A 24,762-nucleotide genomic window follows, 5' to 3' on the forward strand; every position below is an offset into this window, starting at 1 on the left:
TTTGTATAAGACACCTGTATTGGACGGCCGTATAGGGCATGGTTAAGATCGCAGGGTGGGTCATCGGGAACAGCTGCTCGCCGGCGCCAAGCGCTGCCTGTACGAGCGCGGGTACGCCCGCACCACGGCGCGGGACATCGTGACCGCCTCCGGCACCAACCTGGCCTCCATCGGCTACCACTTCGGCTCGAAGGAGGCCCTGCTCACCGCCGCGATGATCGAGGCGATGGACGAGTGGGCCGACGAGCTCGAACGAGCAATCGCAATCGATCCGGGCGCCACCCCGCTGGAGCGGCTGACCGCGATCTGGACCGGGGTGTCGGAGTCGGTCACCCGGCACCGGCAGCTCTGGGCCGCCTCCCTCGATCTGCTCACCCAGGTCGACCACCACCCCGAGCTGCGGGAACGGCTCGCCGCCGCGATGGCCGCCGGCCGGGCCGGGTTCACCTCGATCGTCCTCGGCGATCCCGGCAACGGCGGCACCGCCGGCCCCGACACCGCCCACGCCGACAACAACGGCGATGGCTCACAGCCCGGCAACGGGACCACTGTGGGTGACAGGGCTCGGGACACGCTGCCGGAAGGCCCTGGATCCGAGGTCGGGGCACTGGTGCTGACAGTCATCACCGGGCTCAGCGTGCAGTGGCTGCTCGACCCCGAACGGGCGCCCTCCGGAGCACAACTCGTCGAGGCACTGCGTACCCTCGCGGCGACGGCCGGACCGATCCACCACCCGGCGGCCGGCGACGGCCCGGCCGGACACGGCGGCGGCCCGGTGGCCGGCGCGCCGGATGCGCCGGCCTGACCCGGCCCCGGAAACGGGACGGCGGGTTGCCGGCGGGGATCATCCGCCGGCAACCCGCCCCTCCCTCGCGCGGCCCGTCGCGCTTCGATAACGGACAGGGGCCGACCGGGTACGTCGCCCGGTCAGCTCAGCGTGCAGGCCGTTCCGTTCAGGCTCACCGAGGCCGGCCTTCCGGTGTTGCCGGTGTGGGTGGCCTGGAAGCCGATCCCGACCGACGCGTTCGGGGCGATGGTGCCGTTGTAGCTGGCGTTGCGGGCGGTCACCGCACCGCTGCTAGGGCTGTAGGAGGCGTTCCATCCCGAGGTGATGCTCTGCCCGGCCGGCAGGGTGAAGGAGAGCGTCCAGCCGTTGATGGCGGCGGTGCCCCGGTTGGTGATGGTGATCGCGGCGGTCAGCCCGCTGTTCCAGGCGTTCACCGTGTAGCTGACCGCGCAGCCGCCGGCCGGCGGTGGGGTCGGCGTCTGGGTGGGCGGGGGGGTACCGGTCGGCCCGGTCGTCGGAGTCCTGGTCGGGGTCGGCGTGGCGGTCGGTGACGGGGTGCTGTCGAGCCCGAAGAAGCGGATCGCCTCGGCCGCGTTCACCGGCAGGTTGTGCGACACCCCCTGCATGCTGATCGCCTCGACCGGCGCCTGCGGGCCGCTGCCGCCGTACCGGGTACGGGTGTAGCCGGACTGCGGCGTGTCGGTGTAGGTCGGGGTCTGGCTCAGCCCGTGCACGTTGGTCCACTGCTTGATCTCTTCGCCGAAGTTCGGGTAGCGCAGTGTCTCGTCGTTCGTACCGTGCCACAGCTGCATCCGGGGCCGGGCACCGGTGTAGCCCGGGTACGCGGCCCGGACCAGGTCACCCCACTGCTGGGCGGTACGGATGATCTGGCCGTTGGCGCACTCGCTGTTCCAGGTGGAGCCGCCGGTGGTGGCGAAGCAACTGTGTGGCACACCGGCGAAGGCGGCCCCGGCGGTGAAGACGTCCGGATAGTTGCCGAGCAGCACGTTGGTCATCATGGCGCCGGAGGAGACACCCGTGGCGAAGACCTGCCCGGTGGTGTAGCGCTGCTGCACGTACCGGACCATCGACACGATCGAAACCGGGTCGCTGCCACCGTCGCGGCGCAGCGCCTGTTGCGAGTAGACGTCGAAACACTGGCCGCTGCGGGTCGCCGAGGGGTAGATGACGATGTAGCCGTAGCGGTCGGCCAGCGAGGCGAACTGGGTACCGGAGTAGAAGGCTGGGCCGGTACCCGTGCAGTAGTGCACCGCCACCACGATCGCCGGACGCGCCGCCAACCGGTCCGGCACGTACAGGTGCATCCGCAGGTTGCTGGGGTTGGTGCCGAAGTTCGTCACCTCGGTCAGCGCCGCCGCCGAGGCCGGCGTGGGCAGCGTCAGGCTCACCAGGCCCGCGCTGAGCACCACCGCGCTTGTCGCGACGGCGAGCGCGCGTACGAGTCGTCGCATCCCGATCCTCTCTCCACCCGGCGAGGCGCGATCACGGAAGGCCGATCCGGGGCGTCCTGCCACTTGAAACATCCCAAAGTATCAATGGGAATGTTTCAATACACAAGACATTGACTATCATGAGTTCGACACGATGTCGTGCAACAGCTCCGGTCAGCCAGATGTCGTGCCGCAGGCCGGTCAGCCGGGGGTACGACCCGACGGCGCAGCGGTGCTCTCCCGTACGACGAGTTCGGTCGCCAGCTCGACCCGGTGCTGGTCCAGCGTGTGGCCCGCCGCGAGTTCGATGATCATGCGGGCGGCGGTCACCCCCATCTGCTCCAGCGGCTGGCGGATCGTCGTCATCGGCGGCCCGGACCAGCGGGTGAAGGAGAGGTCGTCGAAGCCGACCACGCTCAACTCGTCCGGGATGCGTACCCCGGCCCGTCGGGCCGCCTCGTAGACCCCGAGTGCCTGGAGGTCGTTGGCGGTGAAGATCGCGGTGGGCGGGTCGGACAGCGCCAGCAACTCCCGGCCGTCGGCGAGGCCGCCCTCGACGTAGAGGGTGCTGATCCGTACCAGTTCGGGATCCACCGGTACCCCGGCCGCGTCCATCGCCGCCCGGTAACCGTCGAGCCGGGCCCGACAGCAGGGCCATTCCGGCGGTCCGCTCAGCATCGCGATCCGTCGGTGCCCGAGGTCCAGCAGGTGCCGGGTGGCGGCCAGCCCGCCGTTCCAGTTCGTCGCGCCCACCGAGGGGGTCTGGTGCAGCGGCTCCCCCGTCGGGTCCAGCACGACCAGCGGGATCGACCGGGTGGCGAGCTGCGACTGCTGCGCGACGGTCAGCTCGGAGAAGACCGCGATCACCCCGATCGGGCGCCGGGTCAGCACCTGCTCGGTCCAGGCGCGCCCCGGGGTCAGCCGCCCCTGCATCTCGGTGAGCACGACGGCCAGGTCGTGCTCCCGGGCCACCTTCTCGACCCCTCGGATGATCTCCAGTGCCCAGAGGCTCTCCAGGGCGTGGAAGACCAGCTCCACGATCGCCACCGAGGTCGACCCGCCCGGCCGGCGGTAGCCGTGCTCCCGCAGGATCGTCTCGACCCGCTTGCGGGTCTCCAGCGCCACCCCGGTCTGCCCGTTGATGACCCGGGACACCGTCGGCGCGGAGACCCCGGCCAGCCGGGCGATCTTGGCAACGGTGAGCACCCTGCCACGCCCGCTCCGGGCCGCCTGCGGATTGGTGCCGGTCATCGCCGCAGCCTACGCGAACATCGACCGACGACACCGTCCCGGCAGCGGCCGCACCGTCCGACCGGAGTGGAGTGACCCCGCAGCTCCGACGGCTCGGGGGTGGGCCGACTGCGGTGTCACCGACCGTGCGGTGGGACCAGCCGGTCGAACCAGTCCCGGGCCGCCGCCACCCCACCACCGTCACCGAGCGCCACCATCAGGGCTGCCCGCGCCTTGCCGGCCGGCAGGCCCCGGGCGCCAAGCGCGCCGACCCGGGCGGCCAGCCCGGCCGGTGGCGGCAACTCCGCCAGGTCGACCGTCCGGGTCCGGCACCGGGAGGCCACCACCACCGGGACGTCCCAGTCGATCAGTTCGGCGATCGCGGCGAATAGGCTGGCCGGGACGTTGCCCGGCCCGGTCCCCTCCAGCACCACACCCCGGGCGCCCGCGTCCACCACCGCGCCGAGCAGCCCGGCGTCCATTCCCGGGTACGTCTTCAGCAGCGCCACCTCCGACTCCGGTTCGCCGTACGCCTCCGGTGGCCGGGGTGGTGCCGGGGCGAGCAGTTCGACCCGCTCCCCGAGCACCCGGCCGAGTGGCCCGAACGGTGCCGAGGAGAACCCCCGGACCGTGGTGGCGTCGACCAGGCTCGCCCAGCGGGCGGCGTGCAGTTCGTCGTCGACGCAGACCACCACGCCAGCCCCGCGCAGCAGTGGATCGGCCGCGACTGCGACTGACGACGCCAGGTTGCGCGGCCCGTCGGGCGAGAGTTCGTCGAACTGCCGTTGCGCGCCGGTGAAGACGATCGTGCCGCGTCGGGCAGCCGGGCCGGCCAGCAGGTCGGTGAGGTAGGCGGTCTCCTCAAGGGTGTCGGTGCCGTGGCTGACCACCACCCCGTCGTACCCGTCGGCCAGGATCGCCGAACGGGCCCGGCGGGCCAGTCCGGCCATCGTGCCGGGGCTGGTGTCCCAGCTCGGCTCGGCGAGTACGTCCTCGACCGCCACCTCGGCGCCGAGCCGTTCCGGCGGAATCGTGCCGAGCAACTCCGCCCCGGAGGCGACGCCCTCCCGTCCGGGGCCGGTCGAGTAGGCGATGGTGTCCTTGGTGGCGAGCAGCAGTACCCGACCGGGCACGTGAGGATCCTCTCCGGTGGCGGACCCGCGCCAGGTGCACTACCCAGGCAGGTCGGTGAGCAACGGCAGCGCGAGTACCAGCAGGAAGGTCACCGTCGCGGCGACCGCCGGCACGATCCTGTGCATCCCGGCCCGCCCGGTCAGTCGACCGGGTCGGTCCGGCCGGCCCGCTCCTCCAGCCGTTCGAGCCGGGCGACGATCGGCTGGAGTTCCCGGCGTACCGCAGCGGCCAGCAGCGCGGCGACCTCGGGCGACGGCACGGCGCTGCCGGACGACTGCGCAGGTGTCGGGGTCTGGGTCTGGGCCCGCAGGTGGACGTAGCCGGCCAGCGCCGCCGCCACGGCCCGGCGGGTCAGCCGCAGTTCGGCGCCGAGCGACCGCAGCAGTTGCCCGCCGACACCGTCGGGCTCGGCGACCAGCCCGAGGAGCAGGTGTTCGCAACCGACGTAGTTGTGGCCGAACGCGGTCGCCTCGGTGACGGCCAACTCCAGGGCGTTCGCCGCCGGCCCGCTGAAGTGCAGGCTGTCGTCGGGGTCGCCGCCCGGCTCGGCGGTGGGTTGACCGGCGAGATCCTGGAGCACCCGATCCGGCTCGATCTCCTCGGCGCGCAGGACGTGCAGGGCCAGGTTGGTCCCCTCGGCCAGCATCCCGGCGAGCAGGTGGACGGTGCCGACCACCGCCGAACCCTCCTCCCGGGACCGGTCGACCGCCAGCAGCACCGTGCTGCGGGCCCGTGGGGTGAAGTTCGGCAGCCGGGTGGCCAGGTCGGCGTCGTCGAGGTCGCCGAGGGCGGTCTCCCGGATCGCGGTGACCCGGCGTACGGCCTGTTCGAGTGCGCGCTGGCAGACCGCCGAGACCGGAATCCCGGCGACCCGCACCGCCTCGGCCAGCTCGTCGGGTAGATAGACGTTGATCTTCGGCATCCCGGACTCCTTCCGTCGGCGCCGCGACTACCCCCACTATAACCCCGATGGGGTTATCAGCAACCCCCATTCTGGGGCCGCAGGTCCGCCTCGTCGTCGGCGACCGGCCCACCCAGCTCGCCGGTGCCGTACGGGTCAAGGGTCCCGAGCACCCGCCGCCCCCAGCGCTCGTGTGCCGCCTGCCGGGTGACCCCGGCCGCTCGGGCGATCAACTCCCAGGTCACGCCCCAGCGACGCAGCCCGACGACGCTGCCGAACGGGTCGACGCCGGACGCCAGCACGATCCGGAAGTGCAACAACTGGGCCGCGATCTCGCGCTGCCGCCCGGCCGCCCCCTCCTGCTCGGCCGTCCACTCGGGGCTGCCGGGGGCCGGCCGGCCGCCGATCAGCAGGTCGGCCTGCCGGCTGGCCTCGTTGACCGCCGCGTCGGCCGCCGCACCGGCAGCGGCGGCGATGTCCACGGTGAGCGCGGTTTCCAGAAATCGATCCATGCCGTCAAGTTAGCCTTGACAGGATCAGCCGTCAAGTTCAACTTGACAGGCAGAGTGGACAGGTCGGACGGGGCGGACGGGGCGGACGGGGCGGACGGAGTGGACGGCACCTCAACGGCGGGCGTGCCGGAGAGCGCCGGCCAGAAAGGCGAGGCCGAGCAGGGCGAGTGCGCCGCCGGCCACCAGCAGCGGTGCCGGTCCGACCGGGCGGCCGTCGACGCGTACGGCGCCCATGAAGTCGAGCGCGGCTATGCCGTTGCAGGCGGAGTACCAGAGGGCGAGGTAGCCGGCCTGGAAGGGGCGGTGACTCCGGCTGAGCGCTCCCGCCGCGAGCGCCAGCGCGGGCACGAAGAGCGCACCGGCGGCCCAGGCGGCCAGCCCGGGAGCGTCCTGGGCCAGCAGCATCCGGAGCATCGGCACCAGTCCGGTCAACCCGGCCAGGGCCACCCCGGCGAGCCACTCGGCCAGCATCCGGCGGCGTGGCGCCGGACAGGCACCGAGCAGCCCGGTCAGGCCGTACTCGTGGCTCTGCGCGCCGAGCCGGGACCAGAGCAGTACCGGCCAGATCCAGGCCAGTGGCAGCACCACCGCCGGTACGGCCGACAGCGGTGCCACCGCGCCGGCCACCGCGAGCAGCCCGGCCCCGAGCCACCACCAGCGCGACGCGGTACGGGCCAGTACCCGCAGCTCACCGCCGAGCAGCCGGCCCAGCCCGTCGACCGCGCGAAGCCCGGCACGGCGTACCGGCAGATCTGCCGAACCCTCGGCGGCGCGCAACCAGGAGGGCGCGGCGTCGACGAAGCGCGGCCGGGCCGACTGCCACCCGCCAGCCGGAAGCGGCGCCGGAACCGACGGAAACGCTGCGGGTACGGGCGGAAACGGTGCCGCAGCGGTCGGGGCGGGCTGCCGGCGCCGGCCGGTACGGTCGGGGTCGAAGCGGCCGAACCAAAGCGCCGGCAGAACCGCGATGCCGACCGCGACCAGGCCGAGCAGCAGCCGCTGGCCGACGAACCCGGCGTCCGGGGCGAGCCCGGACCACTCGAATGTCCGCAGTGGAGTGTCGAGATACATCAACCCCAGGCTGAACTCGCCGCCGGGTCGCAGCCCCGCCTCGACCAGTCCGTCCTGCACCGACCGGGCCACCTGGTGCACGCCGAGCCCGCCCAGCGGCGCGTCCTGCCCCTGTCCGGCGATCATCCCGACCATCGCCAGGAAGAACCAGACGATGTTGCCGAACCCGGCCCGCAGCGGCGGTACGGTCTCGAAGAACACCGCGATCGCGGCCGTCACCGCCAGCACCGGCAGGGCGAGCACTGCGAACGGCAACAGCAGCGCGACCGGGTCGACCGCCCGGTCCTCACCCCGGGCGATCTGCATCAGCACCGCCGTGCCGGCGAGGACGCCGAGCATCGAGCCGAGCACCAGCAGGTTGCTGAGGAACTTGCCGGCCAGGTAGCCCCACCGGGACAGCGGGGTGGCGGCGAGCAGCTGCCCGACCCCGGTGCGCTCGTCCCGGACGACGGCACCCCGGATCACGTAGAAGCCGGCGACGGTCAGCCAGAGCGCCCCGGCGAGCGCGGTGACGGTGCCGACGTAGGCGCTGTTGTAGACGCCCCGGTACACCCCGGCGTTGACGACGACCCAGCGGCCGTCGAGGTCGGGCAGCGCCAGGTAGCCGAGGCCGACGGCGGCGGCCAGCACCACCGCGTACGCCGGGCGGCGTACCCGCTCCCGGAAGTCGGCGACGGCGATCGCGACGGGTGCGCGCAGTGTCGTGGCACCGAGGACGCTCATCGGGGTACCGGCCACTGGATCGGCTGGTGGATCGCGTCCAGATAGGCGTCCTCCAGGTCGGGTGGTACCCGGCTGGCGTCCGGGCCGGGCGGCTGCGCCGACAGCAGCCGGACCCGTACCCCGGACGGGGTCCGGACGATCCGGCTGACCAGGTGTCCGGCCTGGAGCCGGGGCACCTCGGCCGGATCGGCGAGCAGCTCCCACACCCGACCGTCGACCGCCCGGAGCAGCTCTGCCGGGGTACCCCGGCGGCGGATCCGCCCCTGCGCGACGACGGCGATCTCGCCGGCCACCGACTCGACGTCCGAGACGATGTGCGTGGAGAGCACCACCACCCGGTCGGCGGCCAGTTCGCCGAGCAGGTTGCCGAACCGGACCCGCTCCTCGGGGTCCAGCCCGGCGGTCGGCTCGTCCACCACAAGTACCCGGGGATCCGCCAGCAACGTCTGCGCGATGCCGACCCGGCGCAGCATGCCACCGGAGTACCCGCCCAGCGGACGCTTGCCGGCACCGGTCAGGTTGACCAGCTCCAGCAGTTCGTCGATCCGGCGCCGCGCCACCCGCGCCGGCAGCCCCTTGGCTGCGGCGAGGAAACCGAGGAACTCCCGGGCGGTCAGTTGCGGATAGACCCCAAAGTCCTGCGGCAGATAGCCGAGCACCCGGCGCAGCAGGTCCGGCCGGGCCAGCACGTCGGCGCCGTCGAAGCGGAGCTGCCCGCTTGTCGGCCGGGTGACGGTGGCGGCGATCCGGATCAGCGAGGACTTGCCGGCCCCGTTCGGCCCGAGCAGGCCCAACACCCCCGCACCGAGTCGCAGCGTCACGCCGTCGACCGCCCGGTGGCCGCCCCGGTAGACCTTCACGATGTCGCGCAGTTCGAACGTTGGACGGGCGTGCACTGGCGCCTCCCGGAGATCGGATTCGAGCGGTTCACCGAGCAGACCACCGGGGCGGGGTCGCCGGCACGGGCAGCAGACACCGGATTCGAGGTAGGGCTGGGCATACCCGGCGGACTATCGCCAGCGGCATGGGCGGGCCCCGGCCGGCGCACTAGCGTGGTGACCGTGCCCCGGCCCGCCCCCCGTACGCTGCTGGAATCGCTGAGTCGACGCCGGTTCCCGCTGACCGGCTGGCCGTGGCGCGCGCTGGCGTACCTGGCGAGTACCCCGCCGGTGGCGCTCGCCGCCGCCACCCCGCTGGGGCTGCTCGCCCTGCCCTGGCTCTATCTGCTCAGCCGGGGCGCCGGGATCACCGAACTGCCACTCGGCACGCTGGTGCTGCTGCCACTGCTCGGGGCGGTGCTGCTCGCCGGGCTCGGGCCGCTGGTGGCGCTGCCGCTGGCCGGGGTGGAGCGACTCCGGCTGCGCCTCGTCGACACCCGGCCGGTCCGCTCCGGGCACCGCACTCCCCCGGCACCCGGCCCGTGGTCGTGGCTGCTGACCCGGTACGCCGAACCGGCCACCTGGCTGGCCCTGCTGCACGCCGGACTGCTCGGCACGGTCGGGCTGCTGCTCTCCGGCACCGCCCTGACGCTGCTGCTCCTGGTCGTGGTGCTGATCGCCAGCCCGCTGCTGGTGCGGATCGACGACGGCCCGATCTCGATCGGGTGGGCCGAGGTCGGCACGGTCCCGGAGGCGGTGCCGTACGCGCTGCTCGGGCTGGTCCTGCTGGCCGTCTCGCCGTACCCGCTGGCGCTGCTCGCCGCCGGGCAGGCTGCGCTGGCCCGCATGCTGCTCGGCGGCGGCAGCGGTGAGCGGCTGCGTACCGAACTGGTGGAGGTGACCAGGTCCCGGGCCCGGCTGGTGGACGCCTTCGAGGCCGAGCGGCGCCGGATCGAACGCGACCTGCACGACGGGGCACAGCAGCGGCTGGTCAGCCTCACCCTGCAACTCGGGTTGGCCCGGCTGGAGATCCCACCCGACACCCCGGGTGCGGCGGCGGTGGCGGACGCGCACGAGCAGGCGAAACTCTTCATGACCGAGCTGCGGGAGCTGATCCGAAACATCCATCCCAAGGTGCTCACCGATCGCGGCCTGCCGGCGGCGGTACGCGACCTCGCCGACTCCTCGGCGGTACCGGTGACGGTCGAGGTGGCGCTGCCGGGCCGGCTGCCGAACCCGGTGGAGGGTACGGCGTACTTCGTCGTCGCCGAGGCGCTGACGAACGTCGCCAAACACAGCGGGGCGACGGCGGCGACGGTCTCGCTACGGCTGCGGGCCGACAGGTTGACGATCGAGGTCGCCGACGACGGCCGGGGCGGTGCCGATCCGGGGCTGGGCAGCGGGCTGACCGGGCTGGCCGACCGGGTGGCCGGCGTCGACGGGAGAATGTTGCTGTCCAGTCCGCTCGGCGGGCCGACCCTGTTACGTGTGGAGTTGCCGTGCGGCCCGAACGAGAGCTGATCCGGGTGGTCCTCGCCGAGGACGGCGTACTGCTCCGGGAGGGGTTGGCCGGGCTGCTCGGCCGGTTCGGCTTCGAGGTGGTCGCCGCGGTCGGTGACGCGGAGGCGCTCGGCGAGGCGGTGCGGACGTACGCCCCGGATCTGGTGCTCACCGACATCCGGATGCCGCCGGACTTCACCGACGAGGGGCTGCGGGCGGCGGTACGGCTGCGTCAGGCGCACCCGGGGCTGGCCGTGGTGGCGCTGAGCCAGTACGTCGAGCAGAGCTACGCCGCCGACCTGCTCGACTCCGGCGGCGGTCGCGGGGTCGGCTACCTGCTCAAGGACCGGGTGGTCGACGTGGCGGAGTTCGTCGACGCGCTCCGCCAGGTGGTGGCCGGCGGCACGGTCGTCGACCCCGAGGTGGTACGCCAACTGCTGCGTCGGCGGCGCGACCCGCTGGCCCGGCTCTCCGCCCGGGAGCGGGAGGTGCTGGCGCTGGTCGCGCAGGGGCGCTCCAACGCGGCGATCGCCCGGGTGCTGGTGGTCTCCGAGGCGGCCGTCGGCAAGCACGTCGGCAACATCCTGGCCAAGCTCGACCTGCCGCCGACCGAGGAGACCAACCGCCGGGTACTCGCGGTGCTGACCTATCTCACCGGCCGGTAAGGAAGGGCCCCCGCATATCGTTTTTTGTATATGCGGGGGCCCTTCCTTACCGTTCAGTCAGACCTGGCCGGGATAGAAGCCGTGCCGGGCGAGCGGGCCGATCAACTGCGCCTCCTCGTAGGCGAAGTGCGACAGCAGGGTGTCGGTGAGCAGGTCGATCGCCTCGCTGATCGGGCCGTAGTCGGTGGGATTGCGGGCCAGGTGCACCAGCGCCGCGTCGACCCCCTCCAGCACCTCGTGGATCGCCAGGTGCTCGGAGTGCAACCGGTCCAGTACCGCCGCCAGGTCCGGCTGGCTGCGCCGCAGGTGCGGGAAGATGCCCTGGCTCTCCATGGTGTGGTGGGTCGCCACCGCGCGGCACTGGGCCTGGCAGACCCCGCCGAGGGTCCAGTCGTTGGCCCGGATCGTCATCATGTTGAGCTGGTCGCGGGCGTCGCCGACCTGGGCGGCGCCCTCCCTGACCTGCTGGAGGAGGTCGCGCACCTGCCGAAGTTCCGCCCGGTAGTGGTCGTGCACGTCGACGAGGTGCCGGCCGGCGTACCGGCCCTGGTGCGTGAAGGTGACCTCGGGTGGCGGCTCCGGCGCGGTGGGCCGGGTCTCCTCGTCCAGCACGCTCTTCGGGCTGAGCCGCTCGGTCGGCGGGGCGGTCGGCAGCACACCGGTCCGCCGGGTCAACCAGTCGTTCTGGGTGGTCATGAGCTACCTTCACGATCTTCTGCGGAAGTCTCGATTATCCGTCACGCCGGCTCAGGTGATCATCGGCCGGGCGGCGGTAGATTGGGTCGGCTTGAAGCTGCTCGACGTGCGGCGGGACCCGAGGATCGCCGTACACAGCCCGACCCTCGAACCGCCCGCCGACGCGCCGGAGAGCTGGCCCGGTGACGCCAAACTGGCCGGCCGGGTCGTCGCGATTCCGGCACCGGCCGACAACCCGCACGTGGGGGCCGGCTTCTTCCGGATCGACATCACCGAGGTGGTGCTGACGTACGTCGGTACCCCCGCCGACCATCTCGTGATCGAGTCGTGGCACCCCGGTACCGGCTGGCGGCGACGGACCCGGGGACTGAGCCGCCGGGTCCGCGCCGCGCCCGGCTGATCGGGCGGTTGACCTGGCTTGGTCAGTCCGGCCGTGGTCAGTCCGGCTGGCCGGAGACCACCGCTCGGAGCGCCTCGACCAGGCTGGTCGTCCGGGGGTCAGGACCCATGCTGACCCGCAGGCCGTTGGTCACGTACCCGAAGGCGACGCCGCTTTCCGGATCGGCATACCCGAGCGAACCCCCGTGCCCGGGGAAGCCGAAGGCGGTCGGCGACCACCAGGGCTGATCCGGCAGGGGGAGACCGAAACCGAGCGCCGGGCGGGTCGGCGTCAGCAGTACCCGGTCGACGCCGCTGGCCTGTTCGGTGGTGGCGGTGGCCAGCGTCGCGGCGTCGAGGATCCGGATCCCGTCGACCTCACCGATCAGGCCGGCGTAGAACCGGGCCAGTGACGATGCCGTGCAGATGCCGTTCACGGCGGGGATCTCGGCCGTCCAGGTAGCGGGGTCGGCGAGGTCGAGCGGCGGGTCGGTCACCGTCACCGACCGGACCGTCAGCGAGGTCGGATCGGTGTACGCGGCGAGGATCTCCCGCAGTTGCTCGGGTACCGACTCGGGAGCCGGCGGCGGGGCCGGCTGTTCGACGAGTCGACTGACCCGGTGCGTCTCGGCGGCGGGCAGGCCGACCCAGAAGTCCAGCCCGAGCGGCTTGCCGATCTCGTCGGCGAAGTACGTGCCCAGGCTTCGGCCGGAGATCCGGCGCACCACCTCGCCGACCAGCCAGCCGTAGGTCAGCCCGTGGTAGCCGTGCGCCGTGCCCGGCTCCCAGACCGGCGCCTGGGCGGCCAACGCCTCGACGACCGGGTGCCAGGCCAGCGCCTCCGCCCGGGGAACCGATCGGTCGAGCACCGGCAACCCCGCCTGGTGGGAGAGGAGCCACCGGACCGGGATGCTGTCCTTGCCGGCCGCGGCGAACTCCGGCCAGTACTCGGCGACCGGGGCGGCGAGGTCGAGCTGCCCGCGTTGGGCCAGCAGGTGCGCGCAGGCCGCCGGCACGCTCTTGGTGGCGGAGTAGATCACCTGGAGGGTCTCCTCCCGCCAGGGTCGACCGGTGCTCGGATCGGCGGTGCCGCCCCAGAGCCGGACCACCTCCCGGCCGTGCCGATAGACGCTGACGGCGGCGCCGATCTCGGACCGGGCCTCGAAGTTCGCCAGGAACGCCTCCCGGACCGGTTCGTAACCGACTTCCACCGTGCCGCTGACCACGGACATCACACGCTTCCCTTCGGGGATGGGCTGGCTCCGGACGACGACACCCGGAAGATCTTGTCAGGGTACCCTGACATTACTCGTCAGGGAACCCTGACAGACATATGCTTGCCCGATGGCGGAGGAACTTGTTTCGGGGCACGCGAACCTGATCGGGTTCCGGTTGCCGGACGGGACGCTGAGCACCGCCGCAACCGAGCCCGCCGGCACTGTCGGTTATCGGGCCCGGTGCTCCTGCGGCTGGACCGGCGCCAGCGACTATCCACCCGCCGACGAGGGACGCTGGATGGCCACCTCCGAGTGGGGCGGACACGTCAAGCCGATCCTGGCCGCCACCCCGCCCGGCTGGCTGCTGAACCGATCCGACACGCTCCGGGACAACGTCGCCGAACTCGCCACGACCTGGCCGTTGCAGGCGCTGGGCATCCTCGCCGAGGTGGAACGCTGGCAGCGGCCACTTATCGAACGCGCCGTGGTGGCGGCCCGGGAGGCCGGGCTCTCCTGGGCCGAGATCGGCAGCGCGCTCGGCATCAGCCGGCAGTCGGCACACGAGCGGTTCCGCAACGTCGCACCGCCCCGGCCGTCGAACTGACGGCCCCAGCCCTGCTGTACCCGGGCGCCCGAGATTAAGGCGGACCGGCGTCGGGTGACCTACCGTGGGGCGATGTCGTACCCACCCGGCCCGGTGCCAGAGCCGAAACTGTCCGATCTCGACGGTGCAGGGTCCTATGTGGTCACCGGTGGTGCCCGGGGCATCGGCCTGGCGATCGTGGAACGTCTGCTCGGCAGCGCCGACCGGGTGGTGGTGCTGGAACGCGATCCTGACGCGGCTTCCCGGCTGGCCGGTCATCCCGCCGCACGACGGCTGGTGGTGGTCGACGGCGACGCCGCCGACGAGGCGGTGGCGGAACGCGCAGCCGACGAGGCGAGCGCCGCCGGCCCGCTGCGGGGCTGGGTGAACAACGCCGCGGTGTTCCGGGACGCCTCGCTGCACGACACTCCGGCCCGGGAGATCTTGGACCTCATCGCCGGCAACCTCGACGCCACCGTGGTCGGCTGCGCGGCGGCGATCCGGCGCTTCCTCGCCACCGGCACCCCGGGCGCGATCGTCAACGTCTCGTCACACCAGGCCCAGCGGCCGGTACCGGGCTGCCTGCCGTACGCGACGGCGAAGGCGGCAGTGGAAGGACTGACCCGCGCTCTCGCCGTGGAGTACGGCCGGTACGGCATCCGGGTCAACGCGGTCGCGCTCGGCTCGATCGCGACCGAGCGCTACGCCGACCTGCTCACCGGGGCGGAACCGGCCGCTGCCGAACGGATCGAACGGGACATGCGACGGCTGCACCCGATCGGGCGGGTCGGGCGGCCCGACGAGGTCGCCGCCACCGTCGCACACCTGCTCTCCCCCGAGTCGAGCCTGCTCACCGGAGTGGTACTGCCGGTCGACGGCGGACGCTCCGCCCTCGGCCTCGACCCCGAGGCGCCCGACGTCTGGGCAGCACCCGACCAATCCTGAACCGCCCGTCGGAGACCCGGACGCCAGGCCCGCCCCCCTCCGAAGCGCCGACACCGGGCCTGTCGGCAGGATCAGCCGGCACACCGAGCCGGCCGGCAGAATCAGCCAGCACACCGAGCCGGTCGGCAGGGTCAGCCGGCACACCGAGCCGGTTGGCGGGATCAGCCGGCGCGGGCCGCGCGCCACCGGCGGGCGGTCTCGTGCTGACGAGCGGTCTCCTGCTGGCGGACTCCCTCGCTTGCCGGCTCCGGCGACGTCACCGCCGTGGACGGCAGCCAGCGCCGCAGTGCCGCAGCGCGGCTGGCAGCGGCGAACGCCTCCTCCCGGAGGCTTCGGGCCGCCGCGGCGGCCACCTCGGCGTCCCGCCAGGCGACCCGTTCCCGCTCCTCGGCCGCCCGGTGCGCGGCCAGCAGGCTGTCCCGGGCCGCCCGACGGAGCAGGATCTCCTGCTCGGCCGGATGCCGGCGCGGATCCCAGCCGTTGCGGTTGGCCAGTGCGTCACTGAGTTGCAGTACAGTCAGTTCCTTCCGGGTGCACGCCGCCATCGCGGCCCGGTGCAGGAACCGTTCCCGGTCGGCGTACTCGGCCGGGGTGCGCGGGGTGCGCGGCTCGGGCAGTACGGCGGCGGCACCGAGCCGGCGGGCCGCAGCGTCCGCCTCCTCGTACGCCTGCCAGGTCGACTCGACCGCCTCCTGCGCCGCCAGCCACTCGTCCCGGCGCCGCTGGGCGGTGACGGTGGACCGTTCGGCGGCGACCGCCACCTCCTCGGCGTACCGGTGCAGCTCGGTCGCCCGGGCCACCAGTCGTTCGCGGCGTCCCTCGGCGTCCCGTGCCGCCACGTCGTAACCGGAGTCGTCGTTCGGCGGGTCGACGGCGGTGGCTGCACCCGGGCGGACGACCAGCCAGATGCCCGCCGCGAGTACGAGCCCGAGCAGTACGAGCCAGAAGGCGCTGGCCCGGGTCACCTCGATCAGGAAGTCGAACAGCACGTTTTCCATTGCGGCACCTCACGGGGTGGACGATGCGGACGAGGAGTCGACGGGGCCGGACCGGAAGCGGTCGGGGCGCGACCGGTCCTCAGCCGAGCGGGGGTGCGCGCGGCCCGACCACCCGGGCGTACGCGTCACCGGCGGGCCATGTCCCGGCCGGCACCCCGAGCACCTGCCGATCCGGCTGCACGTCGAGCGGGCCGGCGACGGGCGCGTCCGCCCGGGCGCCATCCTCCACAGTCGACCGCGAGGCGGCAGGCATCGGTTGTGCGGCGGCGGATTGCGGCCCGACCCCGGCGAGGGCCGGGCTGGAAAGTCCGGTCCCGGCTCCACCGGAGCCCAGCAACAGGCCCATCAACACCAGGGCGGTCACGAACCGCACTGACCGGCACGCTATCCACCACACGGGGCGGACCAACGCGACGGAAAGCATCAACCCAAACTACCTCGGGTCACCCGCGCCCGCTCACCGAGCCGGGGAGGCCCTGGTCACGCCGGGGAAGCCCGGACCGGCCGAACCGAGGTCCGCCGCCGGTCGAGGCGGCGTGGCCACCGCGCCGAGGAGGTGCCTCGGTCGACTGCGGCCCCGCCGGTCGGCACCGTCCCGTTCAGGAGGACGTGTCACCGAACTCGCGTACCCCGTCGACGTCGAGGGTGACCCGGCCGTTCTCGATCCACGCGCCGGTGGCGGCCCGCCAGCTTCGGTCGTCGCGCTCGTTGATGGCGCTCCAGCTCTGCCGGTGGAAGCGCAGGTAGATTGGCCCGGACGAGGCGCCGGGGCCGAGAACCGCGCCGGGGATGGTCAGCTCCACCCAACCGGGAATCGGCGTACCCGGTGGAGGGAAGACGGTCGGCGTCGGCGTCGGCATCGGCGTGCTGCTCGGCCCGCCGGGCGGCGGAAAGTACTGCAGGGTGCGGCGGACCCGGTCGCAGCCGAGCGCTGCCCAGTCACAGTTCAGCACCAGGTCGGTGTTGCCGCCCTCGAAGGTCAGGTGGTACCGCACCCGGACGTAGTTGAGGTCGAGTGGCTCGCCACCGGTGTTGACGATCTGGAGTGCATAGTGGATCTGGTTGTTCGTCGGGGACCAGTCCAGGTTGAGGTAGCTGACCTTCGCCCGGCCGTACGCGGTGCGGAGGTTGATCTCGGGCGAGTTGTCGGAGTAGGCGTTGAACGCGTACGCGCCGATCGCGATCCGGTACTCGGTGCCGGGCGCCAGGTCGGTCACGGTGAGGGTGGTGTCGCTCGTGCTGCCGAGGTTGCGGTAGACGTTCGCGCCAAGCAACGCCCGCACCTCGTAGATGATCGGGTCCTCGCCGGCCGGGTCGCTCGCCCACGTCGCGGGCGCCCAGGTCAGGGTGAGGGTGTGCGGCTCGTTGGCCAGCACGACCGGGACGCCGGGGGTGGTCAGCCTCGGCGGATCGTCGGCCCGGGCTACGCCGACGGCGAGCAGACTCAGCAGCGGGGCGAGGAGGGCGACGGCGGAGACGCGGCGGGAGCGCATGGCGAGGATGGTATTGACCATATGCATGTTTATCAATACAGCGTGTCCGACTGCCCTGCTGGGGCGATGGACTCCCCGGCTGGGGGGCGTTCGAAGGATGACGGGACGGCCGCGGTTACGCCGTGAGCGGACCCGGGCAGGTTCGGCTGGCCAGACGGGGCGGCGGCGATCATTCTTGACCGATGAGTGAACGGGGAATCGTGCTGTGGTTGCCGGGCGGCGGTTGGCGCGCCTGGGCGGACGAGGACGGCGCGGCGCTGGCCGAGCACGGGCTGACGGTGGTGCAGGGCCGCTACCGGCTCAGTTCCGAGGCCACCTGGCCGGCGCAGCTCGCCGACATCCGGGCGGCGGCGCGGGAGCCACTGGCCCGGGCCCGGTCGGCAGGGCTGCCGTTCCTGGTGGCCGGTGACTCGGCCGGTGGCCACCTCGCCCTGCACCTCGGGCTGCGCGGCGTGGCCGAGCCCGGTGACGTCGACGGGGTACTCGCCTTCTGGACGCCTGTCGATCCGCTCGACGAGGAGTTCCTCCGGACACGTCGCGGGGACAACCCGTGGGAGGCGCTGCTGGGCCACCCGGCCACGGCCGGTGATCCGGCGACCGTGGACGCGAATCCGTCGAGCCATGTCGGCAACGGCAACCGGGTGCCGGTGCTGCTCGCGCACGGTTTCGCGGACGCCGCCGTACCGGTCGGCCAGGCGGTCGCGTTGACCTCGGCGCTGCTCCGGGCCGGGCATCCGGTGCACTCGCTTGTCACGCACGGCGGTCACGAGCTGCCGCTGCACCGGCCCGACATCCGCGCCCTCATCGCCGCCTTCCTCGAAGCGAACCTGCCGACCTGACCGCCCCGCCGCGGCGTCGCTCAGCCGAGCAGCGCTTCGAGCCGGGGTACCAGGTCGGCGGGCGCCGGCATCGCGGCCATCTCCCGGCGTACCTCGTCGGCGGCCGAGCGCAGGCCCGGGTCGGTGACGAGTCGGGTCAGCTCGGCCCCGGTGATCGCCCGTTCGGGTACGGCCAGCCCGGCACCCCGGGCCGCCACCAGCTCCGCGTTGTGCCGGCGGTCGCCCGGGCCGGGCACCACGAGCTGCGGTACGCCCGCCGCCAGTGCGCCGAGCACCGAGCCGGCCCCGCCGTGGTGCACCACCCCGACGCAGTTCGGCAGGGCGGCGTTGATCGGGATCCAGTCGACGGTACGGACGTTGTCGGGCAACGGCGCGTGCCGCAGCACCCGACGGTCGGGGCGGACCAGTACGAACTCGGCGTCGACCCCGGCGGCGGCCCGCACCACCGCCGTCATCAGGTTTCCGCCGCCCGGGCCGGCCACCGTGCTGCGGCTGACCAGGATCCTCGGCCGCCCGCCCGGCTCCCGGAGCCACTCCGGCAGCTCGCCGACCCCGGTGGACGGTATCCCGCCCAGCGGCCAGCCGGCCCGCTCGCCGACCACGCTGGGCGGGGCGATGGTCAGGGTGGCGGCGCTCGGGCGCAGGCTGCCGATCCCGCTGCGCTGCTGTGCCCGGACCAGTCGGGCGGCGGTCACCCGGACCAGCTCGGTGCCGTCGAAGAGCGAGTTCTCGTGCAGTACCGCCGGCACCGCCCGGCGGGCGGCGGCGAGCGCGCCGGAGACGGCCAGCGGTTCGTGCACTACGAGGTCCGGCTGCCAGCGGTCGGCCAGGGTGACCAGGCCGTCGATCATCTGCTCGTTGGCGGCGCCGAAGAGCAGCCCGACGCCCCGGGTGCCGGCCCGGCCGGCCAGCTCGGCCCGGGCGATCAGCGGATGGCGCAGCATGGTCCGCCGGGCGATCCGGTCGAACCGGAACCCGGGGGCGATGTCCTCGACCGGCAGCCCGGTCCGGCGTACGGCGAGGCCGTCACCGCCGGTGGCGAGCAATACTTCATGACCGGCCTCCCGGAGCGCCTCGGCGAGCGGCACCATCGGGAAGACATGTCCGAGCAACGGCGCAGACGCGAAGAGGACCCGCATGGGGCAAGCGTAGTGAATCTCTGTTCCGCCTCCCCTCGCGGTTGGCAGGCAACCCCGGCTGGGTAACCGGTAACCGTCGATTTGGGAGGGTTCAGCGGATGGCGGGCCGCCGGTCCGTCGCGCCGGCCACCACCACCAGACCGGCGACCGCGAGCAACGAGCCGATCGCCTGCGCAGCAACGGCACCGGCCGGATCGGCGGTGCCGAGGGCGAGCAGTGTGGGCAGGGTACCGAGCCCTCCGAGGTCGACCCCGGTGACCAGCCGGTGCAGCGGGCCGGTCGGGACCATGCCCATCGGGGTGACCAGCGGCGGCAGGTCGTGCCGGACCGCGCCCCGGCGGGCGGCCCGGAGCGCACCGGCGGCCAGGCCGGGGCCGGCCGCCACCCCGAGCAGCAGCCAGGCCGGACCGGCCCCGGGCAGGTCTCCGGCGAGCAGCGCCAGCGACCCGGCGGCCCAGCCGGTGCCGACGAGGACGGGCAGGAGCAGCCGGGCGGCGAGCAGTGCCCGGCCGGAGAGGCCGAGCAGCCGGCCCAGCGCGGGCAGGTCCCGGTCCCGCCGGGCGTTGCCGGTCACCGCGCCGAGCGCGACGAACCCGCAGAGCAGCCAGGTGCCGGCGAGCACCGGCCCGGGGCCGGCGATCCCGGCGAGCAGTGCCGGCGGCAGCAGGGCAGCGGCCGTCACCGCCAGCCGTCCCGGCGACCGGCGCAGCGCCGTGAGGTCGTGGGCGAGTACGGCGAGCCGACCCGGCCACCGGGGCAGGCCGGTACGCCGGGGCGACCGGCCCGCCCACCGGCGGTCCTGCACGGCCCGGGCCGCGGTGCCGAGGTCGAGCGTGACGACACCCGTGGAGAGGCTCTGCACCAGGGCGCCACCGGCGGCCAGACTGTTTCGCGGTACCCGGTCGAGCCGGAGCAACGCGAGACCGGCGACGCCGACGGCCACGACCCCGGCGGCGGCCAGCGGGCCGGCCGGCATGCCGTCGGCGACCGCCTGCGGCCACGCCCACGGGCCGAGGGCCGCGACGGCGGTGAACCGCCCGGCGGGGGCGAGCATCAGCACCCCGGCGGCGGCGCCGAGCAGCAGTGCGCAGCGCTCCAGCAGCGCGGTGGGCCCGTCGGTGAAGGTCTGCGCGAGGGCGGCGAGCCCGCCGACGGCCAGCCCGGCGACGCCGCCGGCCAGCAGCACCGGCGACTCCGTCGGGGACGTCGATGCCCAGGCCACGAAGGCGCCGTGCAGCAGGCCGGCGACGACGGCCAGGGCGAGCACCCCGAGCGCGGTCGCCCGGAGCAGGCCGCGCCGGCTGGTCGGGCTCGACAGCAGCCAGCCGAGCCGGGCCGGTGCGGCGGCCAGCGGGCCGAGCCGGGCCGCCCCGAGCAGCATGGCGGCGTACCAGAGCAGGCCGGCGGCGAGCAGGATGCCCGGCGGTGGGGCGCCCGGTCGGCCGTGGCTGAGCAGGGCGACGAGCCCTGGCGCGGTGCCGGCGAGTACGGCGCCGCCGACCAGCACCGCGAGCAGTCCGACGTAGAACCGCTCGACGTACGTGCCGGGGCGCGTCCCGGCCCGGCCACGAGCGCGCAGCCAGCCCAGGACCGGGGCGGCGGAGAGCGGTGTCGACGGGTCAGGCATGTTCGGCCGGTACGGTCAGCGGCGCGGCCCCGGCCGCCGCGATCAGCACCGGATCGTGGCTGGCCAGCACGACTGCTCCGGCCCGGCGGGCGTACTCGCGCAGCAGGCCGCCGAGGGCAGTCCGCCCCGCCTCGTCGAGGTGCCGTTCGGGCTCGTCGAGCAGGAGCAGTCGACTGGGCCGGGCCAGCACCAGGGCGAGGGCCAGCCGTTGGCGTTGGCCGGTGGAGAGCCGTCCGGGCAGTACCGACGCGAAGCGGGTGACGCCGAGCCGGGCGGCCAGTTCGTCGGCGGGAAACCAGCCGGGCGGTACCGGCCGGTTGGCGAGCCGGACCAGTTCGAGGTGTTCACCGGCGGTCAGGTTCGGATACCAGGCGGCGTTCTCCAGCAGGCTCGCCACGGCACGCCGGAACGCCGGGGAGCGTTCGTCGGCCGGTGTCCCGTCGACCAGTACCCGGCCGGCGAGTGGCCGGAGCAGCCCGGCGAGGCAGCGCAGCAGGGTGGACTTGCCGGCGCCGTTCGGCCCGGTGACCGCGAGCACGTCTCCGGCGTCGACGGCGAGCCGCAGCCCCCGGAGCAGTACCCGGTCGCGGTAGCCGACGTCCAGCTCCTCGGTACGCAGGATCATCTCTCCCCCGTTCGCGCACCAGTGAACCCGAGGCAGCGTACCGACGTCGCGCTAGATTGCTGTGCCAGCTAGATGGTTGTGCTACCTTCTTCGCCGTGGATCAGGAACGGCGTGGCCAGTGGTTGCGCGGGGTGCTCGACCTGTGCGTCCTCGCCCTGCTGCACCGCCGGGAGTCCTATGGATACGAGTTGGCCCAGTCCCTCGACGCGAGCGGCATCGGCCCGATCCAGGGCGGCACCCTCTATCCGGTGCTGCTCCGGCTGCAACGGACCGGCCTGGTGAGCGCGCAGTGGCGGGAGGGCGCGGCCGGCCCGGCCCGCAAGTACTACCGGATCACTCCGGCCGGCGTCGAGACGTTGCGCCGGACCGCCGTCGACTGGGACGCCTTCGCCACCGGGGTGGCGACGGTCCTGCGGGAGGTGCAGACACGGTGAACTCCGACGGATGGCTTCAGGCACTCGCCGGTGAACTGCACAGGCGTGGCCTCGACCCGGACCTCGTCCGACACGTGGTCGCCGAGGCCGCCACGCACCTGCGGGACAGTGGCGAACCGCCGTTGCAGGTCTTCGGCCCGCCGGGGACGTACGCGTCGGCCGTGGCGGAGAGCCTCGGCGCGCCGCGACCCGCAGGCGGCGCCGCAGCGGCCCGGGTGGCCGCGCCGGCCCGACCGCCGCAGCCGCCCGGCCCGGTCCGGCTGGAGGTGCGCGGCATCACCAAGCGCTACCGCCGGCGCCCGGTGCTGGCCGGGGTGGACCTGACGGTACGGGCCGGCGAGATCGCCGCCGTGGTCGGAGCGAACGGTGCCGGCAAGAGCACCTTCCTGCAGATCTGCGCTGGCCTGCTCAGCCCGGACTCCGGCCGGGTCCGGGTGCACGGCCGGCTCGGCTACTGCCCGCAGTCCGGCGGCACCGCCGACTTCCTCTATCCGGAGGAGCACTTCGTGCTTGTCGGTGCCGGGCGCGGGCTGGACCGGGCGCAGGCCCGGGTGGCGGGCCGGGAGCACGCCGCCGCACTGGACTGGGATCCGGCCGGCCGGACCCAGGCCCGGCATCTCTCCGGCGGCACCCGGCAGAAGCTCAATCTGGTGATGGCCGCGCTCGGCGAACCGGACGTGCTGCTGCTCGACGAGCCCTACCAGGGCTTCGACCGGGGCACCTACCTCGACTTCTGGCAGCAGCTCTGGTCGTGGCGCGCGGACGGCCGGGCCATCGTCGTGGTGACCCACCTGCTCAACCAACTCGACCGGGTCGACACCGTGCTCGACCTGACCCCGGCCAGGGAGATGTCGGCATGACCAAGATCTGGACGGTGGCGGAACTGGCCCTGCGCGAGGTGCTCCGCCGCCGGGGCGTACTCGCGCTCCTGCTGCTCTTTCCGCTGGCCTTCTACTTCGGTCGCCGGGACCAGCACACCGGCCAGTCGATCCGGTTCGTCTGTCTCGGGCTGAGCTGGGCGCTGAGCACCGCCGCCCTCTTCGCCGGCAGCGCCGCCCGGGGCATCGACCCCCGGCTGCGGCTCTGCGGCTACCGGGCACACCATCTGCACCTGGGCCGGTTGCTGGCACTGTGGACGGTCGGCGCCGTGCTGTCGGTGCCGTACTTCCTGCTCGTCCGCTTCGACCAGGACAACGTCAGGTACGGCGCCATCGCGCTGATCATGGCTTTGACGGTGGCCACCGCCGCCCCCTTCGGGCTGGCGCTGAGCGTGATCCTGCCCCGCGAGATGGAGGGGACCCTGGTGCTGCTGATCGTGGTCGGGTTGCAGATGGTGATGGACCCGTCCAACTCGGTCGCCCGGGTGCTGCCGTTCTGGTTCAGCCGCGAGATCGGCACGTACGCCATCGACCACACCGACAGTGGTTACCTGGCACGGGGTCTGGTGCACGGCGTGGTGCTGACCGTGGCACTGACCGCGCTGGTGGCGACCGCCTCCGGCATCCGGTTGCGCCAGCGCCGGCATTTACGGTTCGAATGAGCCCGCCGGAGCCGTAAAGTGGTCCGGGTGATCCCGCTGGAGGCAGTCGCTGCCGCGTACGCGACCTGGATCACCCCTGACCTGCCGCTCTACGGCAACGACCACGAGCGCGCCGACTTCGCTCCCTGACCGGCCGGTTCCGCCCCGTCCACCGGCCCGTCACCTCCACCCCTTCTCCGGGAGCGATCACGCATGTCCTCCACCGTCGACACCTCCGCGCTCACCGTCCTGAAAACCCCGCAGACCGCCCGGGTACTCGCGGGCAGCCTGCTCGGCCGGATCCCGCTCGGCGCGGCACCGCTGGCCCTGCTGGTCTTCGCCCGGGAGACGATGACGTTGACCCTGGCCGGGCTGCTGGTCGGGGCGTACACCGCCGGGATGGCGATCGGGCAGCCGACGCTGGCCCGGCTGGCGGACCGCTGGCGGCAGCCGCCGGTGCTGTGGCTGGCGGTCGCCGTCTCCACCGCCGGTTTCGCGCTGGTCGCGGCCGGGCTGGCCACTCCGCTGACCGTCGGTGCCGCAGTGCTGGCCGGGTTCGGTGCGCCGCCGTTCGAGGCGTGCCTGCGGGTGCTCTGGCGGGACCTGCTGCCGGAACGGCAGATCCACACCGCGTACACCCTGGACACCGCGACCCAGGAACTCATCTTCGTGGTCGGGCCGGTGCTCACCCTCGGTGCCGTCGCCGCGTTCGGTCCGGCCGGCGGGTTGGCCGCCGCCGCGGTCTGCCAGGCCGCCGGTACGGTCTGGTTCGCCACCGCCCCGGCGGTCCGCCGCTGGCGCGGGGTACCTGCGGTACGACACTGGGCCGGCCCGCTCCGCGCCGGTCGGCTGCGGGTGGTCCTCGGCGCGCTGGTGCTGGTCGGTGCCGGTGTCGGCAGTGTGGCGGTGGCCGCGACCGGCTACGCCGAGGCGGCCGGGGCCCGGTCCTGGGCCGGCTGGCTGATCGCCGCCCAGGCGGTCGGGGCGCTGGCCGGCGGCCTGCTCTACATCAGGTCCCGCACCACCCGCCGGTACGGCACGCTGCCCCGGGCGACGGCGGCGCTGGCGCTGGGCTACCTGCCGATGCTGCTCACTCCCGACCCGCCGGTGATGCTGGCGCTGATGGCGGTCAGCGGACTGGCCCTACCGCCGCTGCTCACCATCACCTTCGTCGGGATCGACGAGGTCGCGCCGGCCGGTACCGCCGCAGAGGCGTTCGCCTGGGCCGCCACCGCCTTCTCGGTGGGCAGTGCGCTCGGTGCGGCGGCGACCGGCCCGCTGCTGGACGGCACCGGCAGCGCCACCGCCGGATTCGCCATCGCCCCGCTGACGATCGGACTCGCCTGGCTGGTCCTCGCCGTGACCCGACGCCCGGCGACGCACACCAAGCAGGCAGGCGACGGCGCCTGAGCCGTCG

Annotated in this window: 25 protein-coding genes and 1 pseudogene; 11 read left to right on the plus strand and 15 right to left on the minus strand. The window is 73.5% G+C overall.

Annotated features, from left to right (window positions below; all coding sequences use genetic code 11):
- The first annotated feature begins 55 nt into the window (after window positions 1–55).
- Window positions 56–805, plus strand: a complete 750-nt coding sequence (locus tag CLT71_RS15300; RefSeq protein ID WP_101367700.1) for a TetR/AcrR family transcriptional regulator — start codon at window positions 56–58, stop codon at window positions 803–805.
- Window positions 806–927: 122 nt separating this feature from the next.
- Here the strand turns inward: CLT71_RS15300 and CLT71_RS15305 are convergent, their stop codons facing one another.
- The 7 genes from CLT71_RS15305 to CLT71_RS15335 all read right to left on the minus strand — a co-directional run bounded on the left by CLT71_RS15305 (window position 928) and on the right by CLT71_RS15335 (window position 8,705).
- Window positions 928–2,259, minus strand: coding sequence for an extracellular catalytic domain type 1 short-chain-length polyhydroxyalkanoate depolymerase (locus CLT71_RS15305; protein ID WP_101367701.1), 1,332 nt, complete (start codon window positions 2,257–2,259; stop codon window positions 928–930).
- Between the two features lie 180 nt (window positions 2,260–2,439).
- Window positions 2,440–3,489 carry a LacI family DNA-binding transcriptional regulator gene (locus CLT71_RS15310; RefSeq protein WP_101367702.1) on the minus strand — a complete coding sequence of 350 codons (1,050 nt, stop codon included), beginning with the start codon at window positions 3,487–3,489 and terminating at the stop codon, window positions 2,440–2,442.
- A gap of 116 nt (window positions 3,490–3,605) precedes the next feature.
- Window positions 3,606–4,601: an asparaginase gene (locus CLT71_RS15315; RefSeq protein WP_101367703.1), complete on the minus strand. Its 996-nt coding sequence runs from the start codon at window positions 4,599–4,601 to the stop codon at window positions 3,606–3,608.
- 140 nt (window positions 4,602–4,741) lie between these two features.
- Window positions 4,742–5,524: a Clp protease N-terminal domain-containing protein gene (locus CLT71_RS15320; protein WP_101367704.1), complete on the minus strand. Its 783-nt coding sequence runs from the start codon at window positions 5,522–5,524 to the stop codon at window positions 4,742–4,744.
- 56 nt (window positions 5,525–5,580) lie between these two features.
- On the minus strand, window positions 5,581–6,015 hold the full coding sequence (locus CLT71_RS15325) for a hypothetical protein (protein ID WP_101367705.1): 435 nt from the start codon (window positions 6,013–6,015) through the stop codon (window positions 5,581–5,583).
- Window positions 6,016–6,126: 111 nt separating this feature from the next.
- Window positions 6,127–7,809, minus strand: a complete 1,683-nt coding sequence (locus tag CLT71_RS15330) for an ABC transporter permease (RefSeq protein WP_101371473.1) — start codon at window positions 7,807–7,809, stop codon at window positions 6,127–6,129.
- Window positions 7,806–8,705 (minus strand): ATP-binding cassette domain-containing protein, encoded by a 900-nt coding sequence (locus tag CLT71_RS15335; RefSeq protein ID WP_101367706.1) that lies wholly within the window; start codon window positions 8,703–8,705, stop codon window positions 7,806–7,808. The genes CLT71_RS15330 and CLT71_RS15335 overlap by 4 nt, the downstream gene beginning before the upstream one ends.
- A 165-nt stretch (window positions 8,706–8,870) precedes the next feature.
- Between CLT71_RS15335 and CLT71_RS15340 the strand changes: the two genes are divergently transcribed.
- The gene (locus CLT71_RS15340; protein WP_101371474.1) at window positions 8,871–10,208 is read left to right on the plus strand and encodes a sensor histidine kinase; all 1,338 of its coding nucleotides are present in this window, start codon (window positions 8,871–8,873) and stop codon (window positions 10,206–10,208) included.
- Window positions 10,187–10,852, plus strand: a complete 666-nt coding sequence (locus CLT71_RS15345; protein WP_101367707.1) for a response regulator transcription factor — start codon at window positions 10,187–10,189, stop codon at window positions 10,850–10,852. The genes CLT71_RS15340 and CLT71_RS15345 overlap by 22 nt, the downstream gene beginning before the upstream one ends.
- Before the next feature lie 57 nt (window positions 10,853–10,909).
- Here CLT71_RS15345 and CLT71_RS15350 read toward each other — a convergent pair whose 3' ends face one another.
- On the minus strand, window positions 10,910–11,548 hold the full coding sequence (locus tag CLT71_RS15350; RefSeq protein WP_101367708.1) for a hemerythrin domain-containing protein: 639 nt from the start codon (window positions 11,546–11,548) through the stop codon (window positions 10,910–10,912).
- Window positions 11,549–11,639: 91 nt separating this feature from the next.
- Here CLT71_RS15350 and CLT71_RS15355 point away from each other — a divergent pair, with 91 nt between their 5' ends.
- The gene (locus tag CLT71_RS15355) at window positions 11,640–11,948 is read left to right on the plus strand and encodes a hypothetical protein (RefSeq protein ID WP_143743484.1); all 309 of its coding nucleotides are present in this window, start codon (window positions 11,640–11,642) and stop codon (window positions 11,946–11,948) included.
- Between the two features lie 37 nt (window positions 11,949–11,985).
- Here CLT71_RS15355 and CLT71_RS15360 read toward each other — a convergent pair whose 3' ends face one another.
- Complete coding sequence (locus tag CLT71_RS15360; protein ID WP_101367710.1) at window positions 11,986–13,158, minus strand: serine hydrolase domain-containing protein; 1,173 nt, start codon at window positions 13,156–13,158, stop codon at window positions 11,986–11,988.
- A 112-nt stretch (window positions 13,159–13,270) separates the two neighbouring features.
- Between CLT71_RS15360 and CLT71_RS15365 the strand changes: the two genes are divergently transcribed.
- Window positions 13,271–13,747, plus strand: a complete 477-nt coding sequence (locus CLT71_RS15365; RefSeq protein WP_101367711.1) for a hypothetical protein — start codon at window positions 13,271–13,273, stop codon at window positions 13,745–13,747.
- A gap of 72 nt (window positions 13,748–13,819) precedes the next feature.
- Entirely contained in the window at window positions 13,820–14,671 is an 852-nt protein-coding gene (locus CLT71_RS15370; protein WP_101367712.1) for an SDR family oxidoreductase, read from the plus strand.
- A gap of 161 nt (window positions 14,672–14,832) precedes the next feature.
- Here CLT71_RS15370 and CLT71_RS15375 read toward each other — a convergent pair whose 3' ends face one another.
- The 3 genes from CLT71_RS15375 to CLT71_RS15385 form a co-directional block, all read right to left on the minus strand.
- Entirely contained in the window at window positions 14,833–15,669 is an 837-nt protein-coding gene (locus tag CLT71_RS15375; RefSeq protein ID WP_199187606.1) for a hypothetical protein, read from the minus strand.
- Window positions 15,670–15,748: 79 nt separating this feature from the next.
- Window positions 15,749–16,042, minus strand: coding sequence for a hypothetical protein (locus CLT71_RS15380; protein ID WP_101367713.1), 294 nt, complete (start codon window positions 16,040–16,042; stop codon window positions 15,749–15,751).
- A 226-nt stretch (window positions 16,043–16,268) separates the two neighbouring features.
- The gene (locus CLT71_RS15385; RefSeq protein ID WP_101367714.1) at window positions 16,269–17,162 is read right to left on the minus strand and encodes a cellulose binding domain-containing protein; all 894 of its coding nucleotides are present in this window, start codon (window positions 17,160–17,162) and stop codon (window positions 16,269–16,271) included.
- 182 nt (window positions 17,163–17,344) lie between these two features.
- Between CLT71_RS15385 and CLT71_RS15390 the strand changes: the two genes are divergently transcribed.
- A complete protein-coding gene (locus CLT71_RS15390; protein ID WP_101367715.1) occupies window positions 17,345–18,001 on the plus strand; it encodes an alpha/beta hydrolase in 657 nt (218 codons plus the stop codon).
- Between the two features lie 20 nt (window positions 18,002–18,021).
- On the opposite strand, the gene CLT71_RS15395 is transcribed toward CLT71_RS15390, so the two are convergent.
- From CLT71_RS15395 to CLT71_RS15405, 3 genes and pseudogenes are all read right to left on the minus strand, one after another.
- Window positions 18,022–19,140: a nucleotide disphospho-sugar-binding domain-containing protein gene (locus CLT71_RS15395; RefSeq protein WP_101367716.1), complete on the minus strand. Its 1,119-nt coding sequence runs from the start codon at window positions 19,138–19,140 to the stop codon at window positions 18,022–18,024.
- A gap of 91 nt (window positions 19,141–19,231) precedes the next feature.
- The gene (locus CLT71_RS37015; RefSeq protein WP_101367717.1) at window positions 19,232–20,767 is read right to left on the minus strand and encodes a DUF6297 family protein; all 1,536 of its coding nucleotides are present in this window, start codon (window positions 20,765–20,767) and stop codon (window positions 19,232–19,234) included.
- Window positions 20,760–21,329: pseudogene (locus CLT71_RS15405) on the minus strand (ABC transporter ATP-binding protein); the annotation flags it as partial. The gene CLT71_RS37015 and the pseudogene CLT71_RS15405, both read right to left, overlap by 8 nt.
- Before the next feature lie 158 nt (window positions 21,330–21,487).
- Between CLT71_RS15405 and CLT71_RS15410 the strand changes: the two are divergent.
- The 4 genes from CLT71_RS15410 (at window position 21,488) to CLT71_RS15425 (ending at window position 24,755) form a co-directional block, all read left to right on the plus strand.
- Window positions 21,488–21,826 carry a PadR family transcriptional regulator gene (locus CLT71_RS15410; RefSeq protein ID WP_101367719.1) on the plus strand — a complete coding sequence of 113 codons (339 nt, stop codon included), beginning with the start codon at window positions 21,488–21,490 and terminating at the stop codon, window positions 21,824–21,826.
- Window positions 21,823–22,686 (plus strand): ABC transporter ATP-binding protein, encoded by an 864-nt coding sequence (locus tag CLT71_RS15415; RefSeq protein ID WP_101367720.1) that lies wholly within the window; start codon window positions 21,823–21,825, stop codon window positions 22,684–22,686. Before CLT71_RS15410 ends, CLT71_RS15415 begins: the two co-directional genes overlap by 4 nt.
- Window positions 22,683–23,366 carry a hypothetical protein gene (locus CLT71_RS15420; protein WP_101367721.1) on the plus strand — a complete coding sequence of 228 codons (684 nt, stop codon included), beginning with the start codon at window positions 22,683–22,685 and terminating at the stop codon, window positions 23,364–23,366. The genes CLT71_RS15415 and CLT71_RS15420 overlap by 4 nt, the downstream gene beginning before the upstream one ends.
- Window positions 23,367–23,558: 192 nt before the next feature.
- Window positions 23,559–24,755: an MFS transporter gene (locus CLT71_RS15425; RefSeq protein ID WP_101367722.1), complete on the plus strand. Its 1,197-nt coding sequence runs from the start codon at window positions 23,559–23,561 to the stop codon at window positions 24,753–24,755.
- Window positions 24,756–24,762 lie beyond the last annotated feature (7 nt).

It is taken from the genome of Plantactinospora sp. CNZ320, from assembly GCF_002846275.1.